This is a genomic window from Xenorhabdus sp. XBWT, from assembly GCF_059072735.1.
The window spans coordinates 230056-249198 of record NZ_CM180990.1; the positions used below are offsets into that span (position 1 = coordinate 230056).

Annotated in this window: 16 protein-coding genes and 2 pseudogenes; 6 read left to right on the forward strand and 12 right to left on the reverse strand. The window is 39.6% G+C overall.

The annotated features are described in order from the left end of the window. Positions 1-163: 163 nt before the first annotated feature. Entirely contained in the window at positions 164-502 is a 339-nt protein-coding gene (locus tag AC5JQI_RS00970; RefSeq protein WP_493913419.1) for a YceK/YidQ family lipoprotein, read from the reverse strand. 1280 nt (positions 503-1782) lie between these two features. On the opposite strand from AC5JQI_RS00970, the gene AC5JQI_RS00975 reads away from it, so the two are divergent. Together AC5JQI_RS00975 and AC5JQI_RS00980 are read left to right on the forward strand one after the other, a co-directional pair. Continuing rightward, positions 1783-2517, forward strand: a complete 735-nt coding sequence (locus AC5JQI_RS00975) for an AzlC family ABC transporter permease (RefSeq protein ID WP_493914581.1) — start codon at positions 1783-1785, stop codon at positions 2515-2517. Beyond that, positions 2514-2825 (forward strand): AzlD domain-containing protein, encoded by a 312-nt coding sequence (locus tag AC5JQI_RS00980; RefSeq protein ID WP_493913420.1) that lies wholly within the window; start codon positions 2514-2516, stop codon positions 2823-2825. The genes AC5JQI_RS00975 and AC5JQI_RS00980 overlap by 4 nt, the downstream gene beginning before the upstream one ends. Positions 2826-3060: 235 nt before the next feature. Here the strand turns inward: AC5JQI_RS00980 and AC5JQI_RS00985 are convergent, their stop codons facing one another. From AC5JQI_RS00985 to AC5JQI_RS01010, 6 genes are all read right to left on the reverse strand, one after another. Next, a complete protein-coding gene (locus AC5JQI_RS00985; RefSeq protein ID WP_493913421.1) occupies positions 3061-3477 on the reverse strand; it encodes a DUF2000 family protein in 417 nt (138 codons plus the stop codon). A gap of 1 nt (position 3478) precedes the next feature. Then, positions 3479-4594 (reverse strand): fatty acid desaturase, encoded by a 1116-nt coding sequence (locus AC5JQI_RS00990; RefSeq protein WP_493913422.1) that lies wholly within the window; start codon positions 4592-4594, stop codon positions 3479-3481. Continuing rightward, a complete protein-coding gene (locus AC5JQI_RS00995) occupies positions 4594-5493 on the reverse strand; it encodes a 2Fe-2S iron-sulfur cluster-binding protein (RefSeq protein WP_493913423.1) in 900 nt (299 codons plus the stop codon). The genes AC5JQI_RS00990 and AC5JQI_RS00995 overlap by 1 nt, the downstream gene beginning before the upstream one ends. Positions 5494-6328: 835 nt before the next feature. Then, positions 6329-7585, reverse strand: a complete 1257-nt coding sequence (locus AC5JQI_RS01000; protein WP_493913424.1) for a valine--pyruvate transaminase — start codon at positions 7583-7585, stop codon at positions 6329-6331. Positions 7586-7851: 266 nt separating this feature from the next. Beyond that, positions 7852-8973, reverse strand: a complete 1122-nt coding sequence (locus AC5JQI_RS01005) for an ISAs1 family transposase (protein ID WP_493912134.1) — start codon at positions 8971-8973, stop codon at positions 7852-7854. 108 nt (positions 8974-9081) lie between these two features. Next, on the reverse strand, positions 9082-9633 hold the full coding sequence (locus tag AC5JQI_RS01010) for a DNA-3-methyladenine glycosylase I (protein ID WP_493914582.1): 552 nt from the start codon (positions 9631-9633) through the stop codon (positions 9082-9084). A 208-nt stretch (positions 9634-9841) separates the two neighbouring features. Between AC5JQI_RS01010 and glyQ the strand changes: the two genes are divergently transcribed. Continuing rightward, a complete protein-coding gene (glyQ, locus tag AC5JQI_RS01015; protein WP_493913425.1) occupies positions 9842-10765 on the forward strand; it encodes a glycine--tRNA ligase subunit alpha in 924 nt (307 codons plus the stop codon). Between the two features lie 9 nt (positions 10766-10774). Then, the gene (gene glyS / locus AC5JQI_RS01020; protein ID WP_493913426.1) at positions 10775-12844 is read left to right on the forward strand and encodes a glycine--tRNA ligase subunit beta; all 2070 of its coding nucleotides are present in this window, start codon (positions 10775-10777) and stop codon (positions 12842-12844) included. A 273-nt stretch (positions 12845-13117) separates the two neighbouring features. Here glyS and sstT read toward each other — a convergent pair. Together sstT and AC5JQI_RS01030 are read right to left on the reverse strand one after the other, a co-directional pair. Continuing rightward, positions 13118-13936 (reverse strand): annotated as a pseudogene (sstT, locus tag AC5JQI_RS01025) (serine/threonine transporter SstT). Between the two features lie 72 nt (positions 13937-14008). Then, positions 14009-14342: pseudogene (locus AC5JQI_RS01030) on the reverse strand (cation:dicarboxylate symporter family transporter); the annotation flags it as partial. Between the two features lie 484 nt (positions 14343-14826). On the opposite strand from AC5JQI_RS01030, the gene AC5JQI_RS01035 reads away from it, so the two are divergent. Both AC5JQI_RS01035 and AC5JQI_RS01040 read left to right on the forward strand, forming a co-directional pair. After that, complete coding sequence (locus AC5JQI_RS01035; RefSeq protein WP_493913427.1) at positions 14827-15372, forward strand: ATP-binding protein; 546 nt, start codon at positions 14827-14829, stop codon at positions 15370-15372. 3 nt (positions 15373-15375) lie between these two features. Then, the gene (locus tag AC5JQI_RS01040; protein ID WP_493913428.1) at positions 15376-16089 is read left to right on the forward strand and encodes a hypothetical protein; all 714 of its coding nucleotides are present in this window, start codon (positions 15376-15378) and stop codon (positions 16087-16089) included. A 428-nt stretch (positions 16090-16517) separates the two neighbouring features. Here AC5JQI_RS01040 and AC5JQI_RS01045 read toward each other — a convergent pair whose 3' ends face one another. The 3 genes from AC5JQI_RS01045 to AC5JQI_RS01055 form a co-directional block, all read right to left on the reverse strand. Continuing rightward, positions 16518-17900: an MBL fold metallo-hydrolase gene (locus AC5JQI_RS01045; RefSeq protein WP_493913429.1), complete on the reverse strand. Its 1383-nt coding sequence runs from the start codon at positions 17898-17900 to the stop codon at positions 16518-16520. A gap of 28 nt (positions 17901-17928) precedes the next feature. Continuing rightward, positions 17929-18084 (reverse strand): hypothetical protein, encoded by a 156-nt coding sequence (locus AC5JQI_RS01050; RefSeq protein ID WP_493913430.1) that lies wholly within the window; start codon positions 18082-18084, stop codon positions 17929-17931. A gap of 118 nt (positions 18085-18202) precedes the next feature. Next, positions 18203-19108 carry a DMT family transporter gene (locus tag AC5JQI_RS01055; protein WP_493913431.1) on the reverse strand — a complete coding sequence of 302 codons (906 nt, stop codon included), beginning with the start codon at positions 19106-19108 and terminating at the stop codon, positions 18203-18205. Positions 19109-19143: the final 35 nt, after the last annotated feature.

The following is a 19143-nucleotide window of genomic DNA, read 5'->3' on the forward strand; positions in this document are numbered from 1 at the left end:
AGCTATATCCTTGCTCTTTCAAGTTGCAGCTTTGCCGGCGGCACTCACTTAACTCCAGTCACCGTTTTTATAAATATACGGTCAGCTATATTCTCAGGATTCGTTCCCTTGCCGTCGGGCTGAATCCAGAGATCCATTAAGTATATGCTTCATTGTTAATCGGTTATGACTCAGGTTCAGATAGTGCGATACTGTTTTTTTCCAGCTGTTCAATACGATGTTTAGGGGATTGCTCCGCTTTATTTTGATTGGAGCGGGCATAATCATAAGGGATCAGGAGTGTATCCAGAAAGGCAGAGAACGGAAGGTCAACAGCAAGCAGGGGTTTCATGAACCATCCTGTCCGGCCATCTTTCAGCATATCTATATTAGCTTTGGCACCAGAGTAATAACCTTGGTGGGGGCCGCTATGCGTCATGATGCTAGAGCAACCCGTGACAAGTAACCATCCAAATGTGGTACATAGTATACATAGTAATAGAAGTACTTTACGGTTTTTCATCGTTTCCATGATCTCACTGAGTTAATTTTCCAATGTTCAGATACTTTATTTACTCTTTAACGCTACTTTTTCCAAAGTGTGAAGATAAACCTTCAATACCATTTACTCTTTAATACTATTTACTATAGTCAGGTAGTATTCAGTTTGCTATAGCACTTATCGCTGAATTTAATAATTTTTTGTGATGGAAATTTTAATTCTGTTTTTATTTCTGCTTTTTGGAGAGGCCATCAGGAAATAAAAGCCTTCTTATTTTATCCATACACAACTGCATGAAGGGACTGGCATAGATAGCCGATGTTTTATCCACTGGCGCAGCTATGAAGAGTTTATGTCACCCGAAATTTTGACCGTTATGATGATTGAGGTCAGGGCTAACAGATTAAGTACTCTTACGTTAATCATTAAATGTGCTTTAGATCACAGAACACTGCTCGATCACCCCTATTTGACCTCAATTTGAGATAGTAGAGGTGGTTTAAAGTTAAAAAACCCTTCCTGTTCAACCCATTATAAAATAATTTTTCTGATTAAATATACTCAGTTCAGGGAAGGTATATAAACAAGGATTGTTTTCCTTTCCTGTTGTGTGTGAAGAATTCTTTTGGAATTCTAATAACTACTGTCCTGTTAGCAGGTAAAAGTCCTCGTTATCATCTTGCTCCCTCTCCCCTAAATGAGGGAGCTTTTTTTTATTATGAGGATTAGAAAGAGGTTTCATTTACTTTTGTTTTCAATCTTCAAGTAGCCGCTGATCTTTTTCGAATCATTCTCCATTGCCATATAGCTTATTGAAGAACGCCATTTCGGCCATCAACATTTCCTATCGTAATTTTAACCGACCCGATTTCACTTTACTGCTTGATGAATAATGTAACTTAAACCCATAAAACTATCCTGCCGTGTCAATATGGGTATTATTGAGCAAAATTGGAAAGTTTTGTGATGAAATGTCAGATGAATTCTACATGTTTTGTCCCGGAATTTTTATCAATACCCATACAATGATTGCTTTTACACAAAGCAGAATTCTTCCTTGCCACAATTTAGGGTTAAATAAATTAAAATTGTAAAATATTTTTTCTTTTTATAATAAGAAAACGTTTTCATAAAGTTGGGTGAATAATATATTATGTAGGACACATAAAAACCATATATGCAGAAATATTTAATACTGTGTAATAATTATATAAATCAAATTTCATAATAAACAATTGAAATTGATATCATAGTTTACTATTAGGTTGTGATATATGAAAAATGAAAATGATATACAGAAAATGGAAAGTAGCTTTGTTGAAAAAAAGAGAAAGACTAAATCTTTCTCTTCGCCTTGGAGAGCATTTTGGCTTGGAATGTATAACATGTTGCCACTGTGTTTATCTGTTATTCCTTGGGGAATATTAGCTGGATCAATGGCTGTCCAATCGGGTTTAACACTGTGGCAGAGTATCGGCATGTCTGTCATCCTGTTTGCTGGTGCGGCCCAACTAGTCACATTAGGATTATTGACGTCAGGTGCTAGTATTCTCACTATTATTATTTCTATTTTTTTTCTTACCTCTCAGCATTTTCTCTATGGACTAACATTGCGTGAATATGTAGCAAGTTTAAAAATTCGCTATAGACTACCAATAGGTTTTTTACTGACTGATGAACTATTTGCTCTAAGTTGTGCTCAGAGTGATAAAGAAAAATTAACGCCTAGCTATTTAATTGGTGCAGGACTTTGTTTTTATTTATGTTGGAATTTATTCAGCCTGATGGGGGTATTTATGGCGTCATCCATCCCAAATCTATCTGATTATCATCTTGATTTTTCCATCATCGCAACATTTATAACCATAATTGTTCCGATGATAAAAAGAATTAGTGTGCTGGGTGGAGTGCTATTTTCTCTGATTTTATCGATGGTGTTATCATACTTTCATATTGAGGGTGCTATAATTATTGCCGGTGTTAGTGGAATGTTTTTTTCAGTGTTTATCGCTAGATTAATGAAGGAGTCAGTATGAGTTGGGCTTTAATTTTTATATTGGGAGGTGTTATTTTTTTAAACCGATATATATTTCTGGAACCTAAGATGCCAGTTAAATTACCTGGATTCATCAACGAAGCTTTAAAGTATTCTGCACCTTGCTTACTTATCGCCATTTGTGGTCCTATTATTCTAATGGAGAATGGGGAATTAAGAGGTTTTACAAATAACCCTTATCTTTGGGGCGCATTATTAACTGCGTTATTTGCTTTTTTTATTCGTAATCTTGTGATCTGCGTTATTCTTAGTTTGATGGTTTTTTATATATTATTGGCTTTTCTATAGTGGAAGAGAATTAATGCTACAGTTTTAATGATTCAATAAGTAGGATGCTGGCTCAACACTATGTTTTATGTCTGTTATGATTTTAAGTACTTAATATGAATCTGCACCTTAATCAGTTAATCTATAACTTTTTAGGTGCAGTTGTCTATTAAGGAATTTTTACTTTTATATTAAAATCAATAAAAATGCCTTTTTCCATAAGATATTTTAGAGAAACTATCACTCTATATTTTCATTATTTAAATACTGAGAATTTTTTTGTCAGTGGTGATAGAATGTCTCGATCCCCATAAAGTGCTACTGCTACAAAATCTAACTCTTCTACAGGGGCATTTAAAGTATCTTCTTTTTGTTGTTCGGCGGAATGTGAAATCATGCTCGTTGTGAAAAAATTATACTGAATTTTTTCTTGATGACATTTCTCTGTTAATGTTTTCAATTGGTTACTGTTTTTAGCTTTTAATATCACTATAGGATAATGACTGATATTAGCTACAAATTCACTGCTTTCATTATAATAACGATGAAAAGACATCCCTTGCACAGAATCAACAATACCAGCCGTTAAATGGCAAGCGGCATTGAATAATAGGCTATTTTCATGATTATTACTTAAAATTACGTAAATTTTTTTATCATTATCTTCGTACATATCAAACCTCTGCTTTTGAAAGTGATATAAAACTGTTCATAACCATATTACGTATTCCCCAAATTTCTTGTAGAACAATTTTTTCATTTGGTGTCATTACGGCTTGTTGTCTTAGGTAGATGCTATTTTGCCAATAGATTGAAGATTGGCCTAATTCACCTGCCAAATGATGCCAATCATGTACAGGTAAGTCACCACACAAGATCATTATTCGACATGGAGCATGAAAAAACAGCATTTTAAGCCACCAACTTATTTTAGACAGGATATTGCTATTAGTTGGATATGTTTCTCCAGTAAATCGTCCCCAACAACGTCTGGCGTAATCGTCAAGATCTGTAGGTGAGTGTTTGGTGATCAACCAAGCATGTTCGGTTAAAAACTGCAATAATGAGCTGATATGGTAGATCACAAAATAAGGAATATAGATACACAATATTGACAGAACAGGTTCGAAGAATACAGGTACAATTAATATCGCTAACCAGATAACGGCAAATAAGCTTTCTATCAGTGATCCACGAAAGATAAAACTATTAATACGTGACCAGAAGAAACGTAAGTGAAACATAGGGCTGATAATTGTTAAAAATAAAAGCTTCTTGTAATAACTCACTGGCATACCAGGAATGAACCCCAGACGCTTTAAAAAAGCAGCATCGCTATCTTCTTCAGTTGTAAAGTTTTTTTCGTCATGATGTCCTAAATGATCGACTGTATAATCACGCCCATTCTGAGATACCGGAATAATCGTACAAAGTGCTAACATTACGCGATTAAGTAGCTTATTACTATTAAACAGGCAACGATGTACAGCATGGTGTGCATATGTTACCTGTATTTTTCTTAAACATCCTACCGTAACAACCCAGCAAATAGGAATAATGATAAACCATAATATATCAGGAATATAAGGTAATAATAAAATAGCGCCGAGTGTAGAGGTAATAAATATTAATACTGTTAAAATGAATTCTGTTATTGCTGGTAATTTTATACGAGACTGTCCTGATATTGGTTTCCCCGTTATTATAGTTAATGGTTTCTGGAAAATATTTGGAAGTACTTGCATACTTTCCCGTATGTGACTTGAAAAATAATTTTTATCATTTGACATTAGAAACTCTCCTGAACAATAGATGAACGGTTTTTTTCAATTAGCACTCTATTATCAAAAAATAATTTATTTAACTCAGGTGTGCCACAAACAATATACGTAGCATTACTTTCTTGGCTACTCTTTAAATAGTTATTTACTTCATCTATATTCATGCAATAGTCTTTAGTAATTGGATATTTTTGTTTAAAATCAGAGATCAATAGATCATGATATTGGCCGAGGCTTTTTTTTCTGCTTGTAGAAATAATTGTTGGGTTTATTAAATATTTTGAACATAATTTGTCTAAAAGAGTCAGCGCCACTCCCATCCCACTTCCTGTCGCAATAGCCAGACCAGTGCTAGGAGTTGTATCAAAATTAGGCAGCCTAAATTCTCCTTGAGGTTGAGAAATAAAAATTTCTTGGCCATGACGAGAATTAGCTAAAAGATTTGATACTTCACCATAGGGGTGTTTTTTGACATGTAATATTAAATTTTTCTCATTAATACTGACAATTGAATATTTACGTTGACTATTTTTTTGTTTATCAAAAGTAAGATCAACATACTGCCCTTCTTGTTCTTCATCTAATTCAATAGAAGGGACAAAAAGGCCGACTTTAATAATTTCATCACCTAATTGGGTAATGTTATCAATGTTCGCTTTATGCCATTGTTTATTATATTCTAAAGTTATGTCACTATCACTACTAAATTGACAGGCTAACACTGTCGAACCGTTAATGAATACTTCGCAACGTCTGCATGTTCCAACTCTACAGTTATGAGGTAATAGGATATTCTGGCGTAGTGCACCTTCCAGTACGGTTTCGTTTTCCTTTTGGATGAAATTACCATACCTACTGGTAATGTTAAATCCTTTCTTTTCTTTCTTTCGATTAAATAAACCGAACATATTTTTCCCCTAAGTTTTAATAAAACCAATAAATAATTACATTGTGAATGGAATATTGAATTATTTAAGTTTTAATTTTAATGCGTTTATTAAATGAAAATCCATATCATTACGTATGTCTTTTTAATCTAAAGTAAATAATAGTTATTAAATTATTATTTTTGGTTTGTTGTTTTATTACTTGTTGAATTTTTGGATTTTAACACTGGATTATTTGTTGTTTTAAAGAAATAAAGCCCATACATAATGTGAATAAAAGATAATACACATATTATAAAAATTATAGATATTAACGTGATATGCGGGAAATTTAAGTGAGTAATAAATTTAAAACTAACTACTAATTATGTTTAACAAAGTTGTAAGTTAGATATAAAAAGCATAATTGATTTAAATTAAGAGTGTGACCGGAAACAAATTTAATAACTAAGATTGGAGGGGGTAATAGAATATGATATTGATTTTTAGTTATAAAAGTTTTACTTATAAGCTATGGCTTTATGCTATAAGTATAGTTTTTTATTATTATGTTTCTGCTGTTCTTTAATGGTTGCTTTAACTTAAAATCATTAAATAGAATTCGCCTAATCATTGGAAGACTAAAGAAGGATAAGCTAGTACTAATCCTTGGTCTTTTCTTCATGATAATATCTGATTTCGGTTTGAACCAGTTGATTCAATTTTCTAAATATGAAACCTAATGAAAGAATGGTGAGAGTTACTTATTTTTATTAGCGTGAAAATTTTAATAAAAATAGGGAGTAACTCTCATGGATACATAATGTGCTGAACACATGAGGTTATTGAGCCTACAATCAATAACTATTGTTACAGATCAGTATCCAGCTTCTTTATGGGCGATCTCAATCTCTTCAGACAAAATGTGGATACCTTCTTCGATTTTCTCCACATCAGGCACATAATTCATGCGCATACACTGATGGGCATGAGGCCAGTCATGTTCCAAGCCCGGAAAGAAGAAATGACCCGGAACCATCAGCACTTTCCGTTTTTTCAACCGCTGATAAAGCACCTCTGTCGTGATTGGCAAATTTTTGAACCAGAGCCAAAGGAATATCGCCCCTTCCGGTTTATGGATCAGGCAGCGCTCTTCTGACATATGGCGGCGAATAATCTCAATCACATTATCTACCCGCTTTTTATAAAACGGTTGAATAACATCCTGTGATAAGCGGAACAGATCATTGCGCCTGATCATTTCCAGCGCGATAGCAGGCCCGACACCGCCCGGAGATAGGCTGATAATGCCATTCATATTGCTGACAGCATTGATAATTTTTTCATTGGCGATGATTATCCCACAGCGGGAACCCGGCAGGCCAAGTTTGGACAGGCTCATGCACAGAATAATATTAGGATTCCATAGCGGGGTAGCTTCACTGAAAATAATGCTGGGGAATGGCACTCCGTAGGCATTGTCAATCAATAACGGGATTTGGTGCTGTTGAGCCAGCCCATCCAATCGCAGCAACTCTTCATCGGTGATGACATTGCCTGTTGGGTTGGTTGGTCGTGAGACACAAATCAGGTTGATATCTTCAGTAATATTCAGGTGATCGAAATCGACACGATACTTGAATTGGCCATCAGGCAGTAATTCAATATTCGGTTTATTGGCGACAAATAACCCTTCATCCAAACCTGAATCCGAATAACCGATATATTCTGGGGCAAGAGGAAATAAAACCCGCTTCATTGAACCGTCTTCTGCACGACCAGCCAATAAGTTGAACAGATAGAAAAAGGCACTTTGGCTACCATTGGTCAACGCAATATTTTGCGGATGGATTTCCCAGCCAAGTTTTTCTCGCAATTCTCGGGCCAGAGCAGTTATCAGTGTATTTTTTCCTTGTGGCCCATCATAATTACATAGGGTTTCGCTTAATTGGCCACTTGATGCCAAGTCAGTTAATATTTGCTGAAAATACTCATCCATTTCAGGAATATGTGCTGGATTTCCTCCACCTAGCATAATTGCGCCGGGTGTTCTCAGGCCTTGGTTAAGATCAGTCATCAATCGGGTAATTCCCGAATCTTGCGTAAATTTGTTGCCGAATTGCGAAAATTTCATAACGGTTTTTACGTCGGTTTTTGTATGAGAAAAAGACACCATACCCCGCCTATTATTAGGGTGCAATGGGGCAAAATAAGTATTCTATGTTTTTATATAGCGTATTGTGATCACCGATTGGATTTAAAAACTAGATATTTATGATTAATCTGGTTTTATATTTTAAAGTGGTATTTTTGTTTATTTTTATGCACTAATTTTAATTTTTCAGTATACCCGGTGGATTTCAAGTTGAAGCCAGGGGTTACGCATGAAATTTTGGTAGGCTAAAATTGATTAAATAACAGGGCTTCCATGTAGCCATTATCCCACCCGGCTGATTTCCTTCGGGCACTCAAACTCAACTTATTGTTGGTATCCCGTTTAACGATATTGAGCGCCATTTTACGTAATTGGGCAAATATTCTTGTGGCGATCTGCTCTCTCATCCGTGAATCATCTTCCCGAAAAGTGACATCCAGCACCCAGTGTAAGCTATTTTCAATAGCCCAATGTTTCCGAATGGCTGCTAACTGAAAGGCAGGAGCGTCCTGACAACTACTTAAATAATAACGAAAATAAGAGGTGACTGTTTCAGAATATTGTTCTTGCCGTATTGTTTCTGTGACCAGAAGAGCCTGAATATCTGGCCAGGAGCCTAAGTGTTTTGTTTCTGGTGTCAGCGGTAGAACCCATCCGCGTCGTCTGACGGTACGCCCATGGCTATCTTCAAATTCATCATGGTCAGGTTTCAGATAAGGTTTTTGTGTTGCCCGTTGTTGTTGAAAATAGTTAACCGCTTCCGAAAAGGTTTTTCCCTGATTGCCTTTAAGGGACAAAATATAATCGGCTCCGCTCTCGCGTAATTGCTGGGCAATCGTGCGTTGACAGCCCATCGCATCAAGCGTCACGAGATGGCCTTTCAAGGAAAGCATCGATAATAATGTGGGGATGGCCTTAATTTCGTTTGATTTTCCGTCTACAGCACACTGACATAAGCTAAGCCCTTTCTCAACGGAGAATGCACTTACCACATGTAATGGGCTTTGTTCAATTTTCTTGTCAAACGAATGGCGTAAACTTTTACCATCAATCGCAATGATCGCCCGCTTTTCTGAAGAAACATCATGAGAAACCCACTGATAAAAATGGCGTTCAAAGAGGCGGGGATTTAATAAACTGAAACAGCGCCGGAAAGTATCATGTGACGGAATACCGCCTTTGAGCGGAAGAAATGAACCCAGCCAATCCTTTTTTAGTTGACCATACTGTTCAATATCGGTCCAGGCGTTAGCGCCGGCAATGACAGCACATACCGCAATCACTAAGATATCAATAAAACGGTGCCTGATCTTTCCCTGACAACGCGGGTCTGGAAAATCAGAAAAGACATCCACTAATTTTTTCATCTGCATTCCCTCTAAAAATGAGGGAATTATCCACTAAATATTTTCATGCGTAACCCCTGAGTTGAAGCTTTGTTGGCTGCATCTCGAAATCTATCGGGCGTAGCTAATTTATTTTCGGCAGAAACAACTGACGAGGTGATCATTTATCAAACCCGCTGCTTGCATAAATGCGTAGCAGGTGGTGCTGCCAATAAATTTAAATCCTCGCTTTTTCAATGCGGTAGAAAGAGCATCAGAAATAGCAGTTTGCGCAGGAACTTCTGTCAGTGTTTTCCAGTGATTAATCAGGGGGGAATCATCGACAAAGTGCCAGATAAATGTGCTGAAATCTTCTCCCTGTTCGGCCATTTTCAAATAAGCACGGGCATTATGAATAATCGCATTGATTTTGGCTCGATTGCGCACGATGGCTGACTCCCCCATCAGTCTTCCAACATCGGTTTCATCCATTTTAGCTATTTTGATCGGATCAAATTGGTGGAAACACTTTCTATAACCTTCCCGCTTTTTCAGGATAGTGAGCCATGATAAACCGGCCTGTTGTCCTTCCAGACAAATCAGTTCGAAAAGCTGTTGGCTCTCTTTCAATGGATTTCCCCATTCCTTGTCATGATAGGCCTGATACTCAGGATCGGATGTCACCCAACCACAGCGAGTCATTTCTTTATTCATGAATCGAGCTTCCTTAAAAGATAGTGGTTAATAATTAAACTGATTTTAGCTGTATAGATATACAAGTAAATAGGCTAGGATAAGATTTTTTTATACTGTGACAAAATTGGCGGGCGATCAGTGCTGTATATCTTACGGTCAAAGGGTATACTGACCCCTTTCGTTTAAATTCATATGTATCGCGTGCGGATTCAACATGCAAAAGTTTGATACCAAAACCTTTCAGGGACTCATCCTGACATTGCAGGATTACTGGGCTAATCAAGGCTGTACCATTGTCCAACCACTGGATATGGAAGTCGGTGCAGGAACCTCTCATCCTATAACTTGTCTGCGTGCTTTGGGGCCTGAGCCTATTGCAGCAGCTTATGTGCAACCTTCCCGTCGTCCAACTGACGGGCGTTATGGTGAAAATCCGAACCGCCTCCAGCATTACTACCAGTTTCAGGTTATCATCAAGCCATCTCCCGATAATATTCAGGAGCTTTATCTTGGTTCTTTGAAAGCCTTGGGGCTTGATCCTACTGTCCACGATATCCGCTTTGTTGAAGATAACTGGGAAAACCCAACATTGGGTGCCTGGGGGCTGGGCTGGGAAGTCTGGCTGAACGGCATGGAAGTGACTCAGTTCACTTATTTCCAACAGGTGGGTGGCCTTGAGTGCAAACCTGTGACCGGTGAAATTACTTACGGCTTAGAACGTCTGGCGATGTATATTCAGGGCGTGGACAGCGTTTATGATCTGGTATGGAGCGATGGTGCGCTGGGTAAAACCACTTATGGCGATATCTATCACCAGAATGAAGTTGAGCAGTCTACTTATAACTTCGAGCACGCTGATGTGGATTTCCTGTTTACCTGCTTTGAGCAATACGAAAAAGAAGCGCAGGAATTGCTGGCGCTGGAGACTCCGTTGCCACTGCCAGCTTATGAGCGCATTCTGAAAGCGGGCCATACTTTCAACTTGCTGGATGCCCGCAAGGCGATTTCCGTGACTGAACGTCAGCGATATATCCTGCGCATCCGTGCCCTGACCAAATCAGTTGCTGAAGCTTATTATGCCTCCCGCGAGGCGCTTGGCTTCCCTATGTGTAATAAGACTATTTGTAATAAGAACTGAGAGGCCATCATGACTCAACAGACTTTCCTTGTGGAAATCGGCACAGAAGAGCTACCACCAAAAGCACTGCGTTCACTGGCTGAATCTTTTAAAGCCAATTTTGAGGCAGAGCTGAACAACGCTAATCTGGGTCATGGTGAAGTTAGCTGGTTTGCGGCTCCCCGTCGTTTAGCACTGAAAGTGGCAAATCTGGCTGCTGCACAGGCTGATCGTGAAGTTGAAAAACGTGGCCCTGCGATTGCTCAGGCATTTGATGCTGAAGGTAAACCAACTAAAGCGGCAGAAGGTTGGGCACGTGGTTGTGGCATTACCGTTGATCAGGCTGAGCGCATGGTTACGGACAAAGGGGAATGGCTGCTCTATCGTGCTCAGGTCAAAGGTCGTGAAGCAAAAGAGTTGCTGGCGAACATGGTGAGCAATTCTCTGGGCAAATTGCCTATCCCTAAATTAATGCGTTGGGGTGATAAAGAAACTCAATTTGTTCGTCCGGTTCATACCGTCACTATGCTGTTAGGTAGCGAAGTGATTGAAGGCGAAATTCTGGGAATTAAATCAGATCGCATTATTCGCGGGCACCGCTTTATGGGCGAAGCCGAATTTACGATTGAAAACGCAGAACAGTATCCGACCATTTTGCCGGATCGTGGCTGTGTTATCGCGGATTACGAGATGCGTAAAGCGATTATCAAGCGTGGCGCAGAACAGGCCGCGACACAACTTGGTGGTGTGGCTGATCTGAGTAACAGCCTGCTGGAAGAAGTGACATCGTTGGTGGAATGGCCGGTTGTACTGACTGCGAAATTCGAAGAAAAATTCTTGGAAGTGCCTGCTGAGGCGCTGGTTTACACCATGAAAGGTGACCAGAAGTATTTTCCGGTTTACGACAAGTCCGGCAAATTGATGGCAAACTTTATTTTTGTGACCAACATTGAATCTTCTGATCCTCAGCAAATCATTTCAGGTAACGAAAAAGTTGTACGCCCGCGTCTGGCAGATGCGGAATTCTTCTTCAAAACAGACCGTAAACAGCGTCTGGAAGATAATCTGCCCCGTCTGGAAACCGTGCTGTTCCAGAAACAACTAGGAACACTGCGTGATAAGACTGATCGCATTCAAACCTTGTCTGGCTGGATTGCAGAAAAAATCGGTGCAGATGTGAACCATGCGACTCGTGCGGGTCTATTGTCCAAATGTGACCTGATGACTAACATGGTGTTCGAATTCACCGATACGCAAGGTGTGATGGGTATGCACTATGCCCGTCACGACGGTGAAGCTGAAGATGTGGCATTGGCGCTGAATGAACAGTACCAACCACGTTTCTCTGGTGATGAATTGCCATCAACAGGCGTTTCCTGTGCTGTAGCCATTGCGGACAAAATGGATACTTTGGCTGGGATCTTCGGTATTGGCCAGCATCCGAAAGGGGATAAAGACCCGTTTGCGCTGCGTCGTTCTGCATTGGGTATCCTGCGCATTATCGTTGAGAAAAAACTGCCTCTCGATCTCCAGACTCTGGCAGAAGAAGCGGTACGTTTTTACGGTGAAAAACTGACCAATGAAAAAGCGGTGGATGACGTGGTTGAGTTTATGCTCGGTCGTTTCCGCGCTTGGTATCAGGAACTGGGTTACAGTGTCGATACCATTCAGGCAGTACTGGCGCGCCGTCCGACTCAACCTGCTGATTTTGATGCCCGCATGAAAGCGGTAACGCACTTCCGCACATTGGATCAAGCGGTTTCTCTGGCGGCTGCCAATAAGCGTGTTTCCAACATTCTGGCTAAATCAGAAGAGAAGTTGAATGACAGCGTTCAGGTTCCTGTATTGAAAGCGGCAGAAGAGATCCAACTGGCAACACATCTTGTTGTGTTGAAGGAAAAACTGACCCCGCTGTTTGCCGAAGGTAACTATCAGGATGCGCTGGTTGAATTAGCTTCTCTGCGTGAAGTGGTGGATGCATTCTTCGATAATGTGATGGTGATGGATGAAGATCTGCAAGTAAGAATCAATCGCCTGACACTGTTGAGTGAGCTGCGCGATCTGTTCTTGCGTGTGGCGGATATTTCACTGCTCCAGTAAACGTTAGCCGGCGAATGTTATTTGATTGTTTGCCGTAGAACTATTACTTATAGTAAAGCTATTGTTTACCGTAAAACTATTATTTACCGTAAAACCTTAGCGCCGTGATACCGCTCGCGTAACAGCGAGCGGTTTTTTTGACGTAAAATCAGGTGCGTTTCCCTATACTTTCTAGTTGTAGCTTGGTTGGCGACACTCACTCAACCCAGTTACCGTTTTTATGAACATATCAGGTTAGTTATGCAATGGGGATTAATGAAAAGCTTTCGATTCTCATTGGAGGCCAGATTTTGTCTGGCAAACTGCCGCTGTAAACAGTACATCTGTAGAAGAGTTTAATGCCGTTTCAACGGAATCCTGCAAGACACCAATAATCATGCCAATCGCAACAACCTGCATGGATATTTCATTTGAAATACCAAACATGCTGCATCCTACTGGGATTAACAGTAAAGAACCGCCGACAACTCCAGAGGCCCCACATGCAGCAATTGCGGAGACAACACTCAGTAAAATATTGTTGGAAGGTCAACATTGATCCCCAAAGTATTCACGGCAGCGAGTGTTAATACCGTGATTGTGACTGCCGCACCACCTGCATTAATAATTTGCCCCCAAAGGGATGGAGATAGAATAGGTATCTTCGTTTAAATTCATCCGGCGGCATATTGCCATATTAATGGGAATATTCGCTGTAGAACTGCGGGTAAAAAATGCCGTTATAGCGCTTTCTCGCAAGCAAACAAAGACAAGTGGGTAAGGGTTTCGCCGAATTTTTAAATAAACAATCAATGGGTTAACAACGAAAGCAACAAAAAACATGCAGCCAATTAACACGGATAGTAAATGCACATAACTTAATAAGGCATCGAATCCTGTTGTTGCTATAGTTGAAGATACCAGACCGAAAATCCCAATGGGGGAAAAACGAATAATGACACGAATAACTTGTGTTACTGCCCCGGCCATATCCTGAAGGGCTAATTTTGTTGATGTCTTGCTGTAACGCAAGGACATTCCCAAAATGACTGCCCATGTTAGAATACCGATGTAGTTAGCATTTTGAAGAGCGTTAATAGGGTTTGTAACCATATTCTATTCATCAGTACGCTTTGCAAGATTTCGAGAATATTTCTGGGGAGGAGAGTTGTACTTCACTGACGACTAATCTCAATGTTGAAGGGAACATCATGCTGCCGACAACAGCGACACATGCAGCAAGAAAGGTGCCAATAAAGTAGAGTAATATGATCGGGCTGATGTCAGTTTTTTGCCCTATTTTATGGTTGGCAATTGAGGATATGACAAGGATTAACACTAATACAGGGGCGGTGGCTTTCAGGGCACTAATAAAAAACGAGCCAAGTAAACTGACCGATTTTGCAGCATTGGGAAATAACCATGCCAGTAGTATCCCAGCGATTAATCCAATAATAATTTGTGTAACTTGATTTACCTGAGCAATATATTGAAAGAATCTTTTTTGTTTTTTTTTCATAATTATTATTTTCATTTTATGAATTGATAAATTTCTTTATATTCTAGTTTAAAATAAAAGAAAGACTATAAATTAAGGATCGCAATTAATTTAACATTTAAAGTTATTTAAATAACTTTAAATTAACGCATGTGTGACCTAAACGGCAATTTTTCCATTGAATCGTTTAGCATCATGTAGAAGCTTGTCATCCTTTGATTTTAAGTGCTATCTATTGAAAAATATCTTCGGTAATATCAAGGTCAATGATTTTTTCATTACTGAAATATGAGCTTAATAACTAAATGTAGTCAATGATATTTACTCTACAGTTGGTTCACTTATCGTCAGGATCGTTTATTTTCGAGCAATGTCGCAGTTTCTTTTATAAGTATTGTGATTTCTTGGGTTTTGGTTCATAAATTTAATATCTTTATTTTTTTTAGTCAGCTTGTCGTCATGGTTAATTTAAATTCACTGCATATAATCAAATAGGAAATGGGTTATGTCTTCATGTAACAAACTTTTTATTATTGTTGATGCTTATGGTTCAGGCCGGCACTTTCGTCACTTTCTTCAGAAGCAAGGCTACCTTTGTGTCCATTTACTCAGTACATTACAACCGTTACCGCGTCTAAAACTTTCTGAACTGGAATATTACGATGGAACGCTAATTCATGATGGTGATTTCATTGCCACGGTGAAAAATATTGAAAACCTGTTGCGGGACTTAGATGCCGAATTATGTGAAATCCTGCCCGGAGTTGAGCCAGGGGTGCTTATGGCTGATAAGCTCAGTCACCATTTTAAATTGCACAGCAACGGGGTTGAAAAAAGTCTGGCGAGACGTGATAAGAATGCTATGGCTGATGTACTATCCGCTGCTGGAATACCTATCCCAAGCTATTGCCGAGTGGAGAGTTTGCAAGAAGCACAAGCCTTTGCCCACAGCCAGCAACGGCCAATCGTACTTAAACCATTAGACAGTGCGGGTACTAATGGTGTGCATTTTTGTCATTCCGAGCAGGAATTGGCTGACGCATTCCATTAGGTGATGGGAACTGAAAATAATATGGGAACAATAAACCAAGCGGTGTTGCTCCAAAGTTTCCTCCAAGGCAAAGAATATATGGTTAATACGGTGAGCCATGATGGCCAACACTATATGACGGATATTTGGTATGCAGATAAAACGCGTATAGAGGGATATGCACAGATTTACAATAAGAACCACCTGATAGATAGTCAAAGTGAAGAATATACGTTACTGCGAGATTATGTTTTTCAGGTCTTGGATGCCTTGGATATTAAATACGGCCCAGCCCATGCTGAAGTGATTATTACTCCAAGTGGTCCAAAGCTGGTGGAGATCGCTTCGCGTATCAGTGGGGTTGTTGATCCATTATATAATCAGATTTGTTTGGGTCATGACCAAATCTCTTTGACGTTAGAAAGTTACTTAGAACCACAAAAGTTTCTACAGCACATTAATCAGCACTACCACATTAAAAAACGAGGATTACAGATTATGCTTTCATCCCGCAAGGCGGGAAAGATCACGGCTTTCGATTTCCCTGCTCAATTGGATAAAATACCCAGTGTGGTTAACTATAATCTTAAGCCCAAAGTTGGCGATATGTTAGTAAAAACTATTGACCTCAGTAGTTCACCTGGAATGGTGAATTTGGCTGCTGACAATGAAGCGACCTTATTGGCGGATTATCAGCTTATTCAACAATTATTCGAAGAATACGTTCAAGTTGCTTGATGCTTTTTTATCCCGTTTTGTGTTTTATCCCGTGTCGTGTTAGAACTGGATTGATAATGCTTTTGGCTGCTTGGCTAGCATTTTAATATAGAACTCATTTCTTGTGCTGGCATTATTCTAATTCTATTTTTTATCACTTCACGGGTATTTTTTATCTGTTTTAATTACTGGATATTATATTGACTTTCTATTTATAGTTGGATTCATAAAATATATCGCATTGAAATAATAAGATGATTTCAATCTTGTGAATGGGTAAGTAATAGGAATGTGTGAAATATGCTGTTGTTGTTTCCTTTAATCTACTCATTTAATTAGATGGCGATCTAATCGCGTAGCAGGTTAATAATAAATTAACAACAGCATCAATAGTGAATGACTGGGGGAATTACCTTTTTATAAAAATGATAATCACTTTACAGCGTTAATTAGGAAAAAAACCATTCATCTTTACCAAATAGCCGGCGTGAAAATAGACCTTTCTGTTGGTTCTGTTGAATGAAACGATCTGATTCAATGATCTGTAACGCTTCCGGTGAATAATCGATGTTCATGATGTAATTCAACCAAGGCTCTTCTCCCATTGAATAAACATAGGCATGTTTGGCATTAATATGTTCGATAAGCTTGGTTGCTTTGGCGCAATCGGAGCCGGATAATGTGCGAGTGCGGGTAGCTTCTTTGTCGTAGTCGCGGGTAATCAGAGGTCCATACAACCAATGGATTGGTCCTCCGTCACATTCCATACCAATAAATACGACCTCAATATCACCCAATGAACGAAATGCGCGGCGGTAGACATCACCATCGAAATTGTTTAGATCCGCTCCTGCGAAGTAAGAACGACCATGTAGGCGTACATTGTAAACCAGCTTAGTTTGGATATCTAACTCAGCATGTTCGCCAATGAACGGAATGGCTGTGATTTCGCCTCCAGGTAGTGGAATTTGATCCATCTCTTCCAGTTCAGTCACGTTTTTAAAGTTGAGCTGTTCCAGAATGCGCTTCAAGGAAGGATCAACGAGTTCACCCCGGTCATTACGCGGTACGACAATATGTTTTACGCGGTGGCGAATTTTGAGCAGTGTTTCAATGGAAAAGTGATCCTGATGGGCATGGGTAATGAGTACGTAGTCGATCTGCTCCGGTAAATCACTGTAAGTAAAACGTTCAATATCGGAAGGGTAATCGTAGCTGATAAGTGGATCGATTAGTATCGATGTATCTTTGCTTTCTATCAGTAGGCAAGCATGACCATAATAGCGTACCCGAACACCATCACCGTCATAGTTCTGATTGCGCGTAGCAATGGACTCTGTACTGAAGAATTTCAGCAAAGAATCTAGCTGAGTCGGCGCCAATTGCAGTTGTTCCATCAACAGTTGCTGATCAATGCCAACATGAGTAGAGCGCTGGATATCATCAATGATGGATGAGGCGAATGGTAACTTCACAACCAGATTTTTATCGGTTTGCAGCACGGGTGTCCCAAGGATGAATGGGCGTTGATCAGAGTTAATTTGTGAGAAAGCAATCGATTGTGGCTCCGGGGAATAATAATCTTGCCACACCAGCGATTCATAAAATTTTAATCCGGGCTGGAAATTTAAATTATAGACTAACTCAACTAGGCCTTTTATTGCCGGTTGCAGTGAATCATACAGAGGTTCCAGCGTTTTACCCGCGGGTTTAAGCACTTGCAGCGAAGCATCTTCAATGCCTTCTGCCAGTGTGATCAAATCTTGGCATTCATCCAATGTTTTGTTGAGGAGCTTTTCTACATCGTTGACAAAAGTGCCATCCAATTGCACTACGGGTCCCCCTTCAAACTTTTGGTTTTTAACCTTGGGTTTGAAAGCGTTTCATGACGCGTAAATGGCGGTTCTTGATATGCATGGATGCAGTCAGTGGCCTCATCAGATGAGACCAAGCGTGCCAGTTCCACAGCAGGGGTTCGAGAATGGTATTAGGTTTCAGATATAATTTCGACGACATCGTTGTATCCATCCTTAATCAGTAGTAAAAAATATCGTAAAGAAAATTTGTTACACCTGCCTACTTAACATATATAGGTAGCTGGCAAAGAGAGCGAGCATACCAGTCGTGTAGTGCGTTAAACCTTTTTCATGGCCCAGTACGTGCCCACAGAGACTAACAGCCAAGTCATCATGGTGGCACTGATAGTCGCTTCTGAAAGTATGCTGGCATTGCCATACAACTGCATGAGTACAACCAACACTGGCATCAACGGAGAGACAATGGCCACTCTGAGCGGGTCGAGAGTTTTTAGAGCTAGCTGTATCAATACCATCGGTATTATCACAAATACTAAGGTCGTTTGTAGGATGGACAAAGCCAGATCCTGATTGAGCACGACCTTGTGAGTGGAGAAACCAATAATACCGGAAAGGATGATGGTGAGATAAAAGCGAAGACACATGACATCCACAATACCAAAACCATTTACCATAATTTTTTTAGTCAGAATATTGTTCACTGAAGTCGCAATACCAGAAAGATAACAACATAGTAACGACAGAACAATTTGCTGATCTGGAGTGCCGGCAATAATGCCTTCACCGTACCAAGCCCGAATGCTAAGAAAGACAATAATAAGAAACAGAGCCAGGCTGATACCCAGTAGTTTGGCTGATAAAACTTGTTTCTGGAACAAACGGGAAATCACCGCTGTCGCAATCGGATTGATCCCGAGGGTGAGTGTCGCGACCAAAGTTGGTTGGAGATAAGTTAGTGGATAGATCAATAATCCCCAACTGACGAAACTGCTGGCATTGAGGCCCAATACTGGGCCGATAATGCATTGCTCTCGGATACGGTGCCACAGCGCACCAATATGACGGATATTCCAGGATACAAAAACCACAGTAGTCAGGGAAAAGGTAAAAAAGCAGACAATGAAAGGACTCAGACGTTGACTCACTTCACTAGTCAGTAACATTGAAAAGGCCGTGATAAAGCACCAACTATAAGCTGCAAAGTAACCCATATATTGACGCATACTATTTCCTTTAATGAGTTATGATGACCATAATC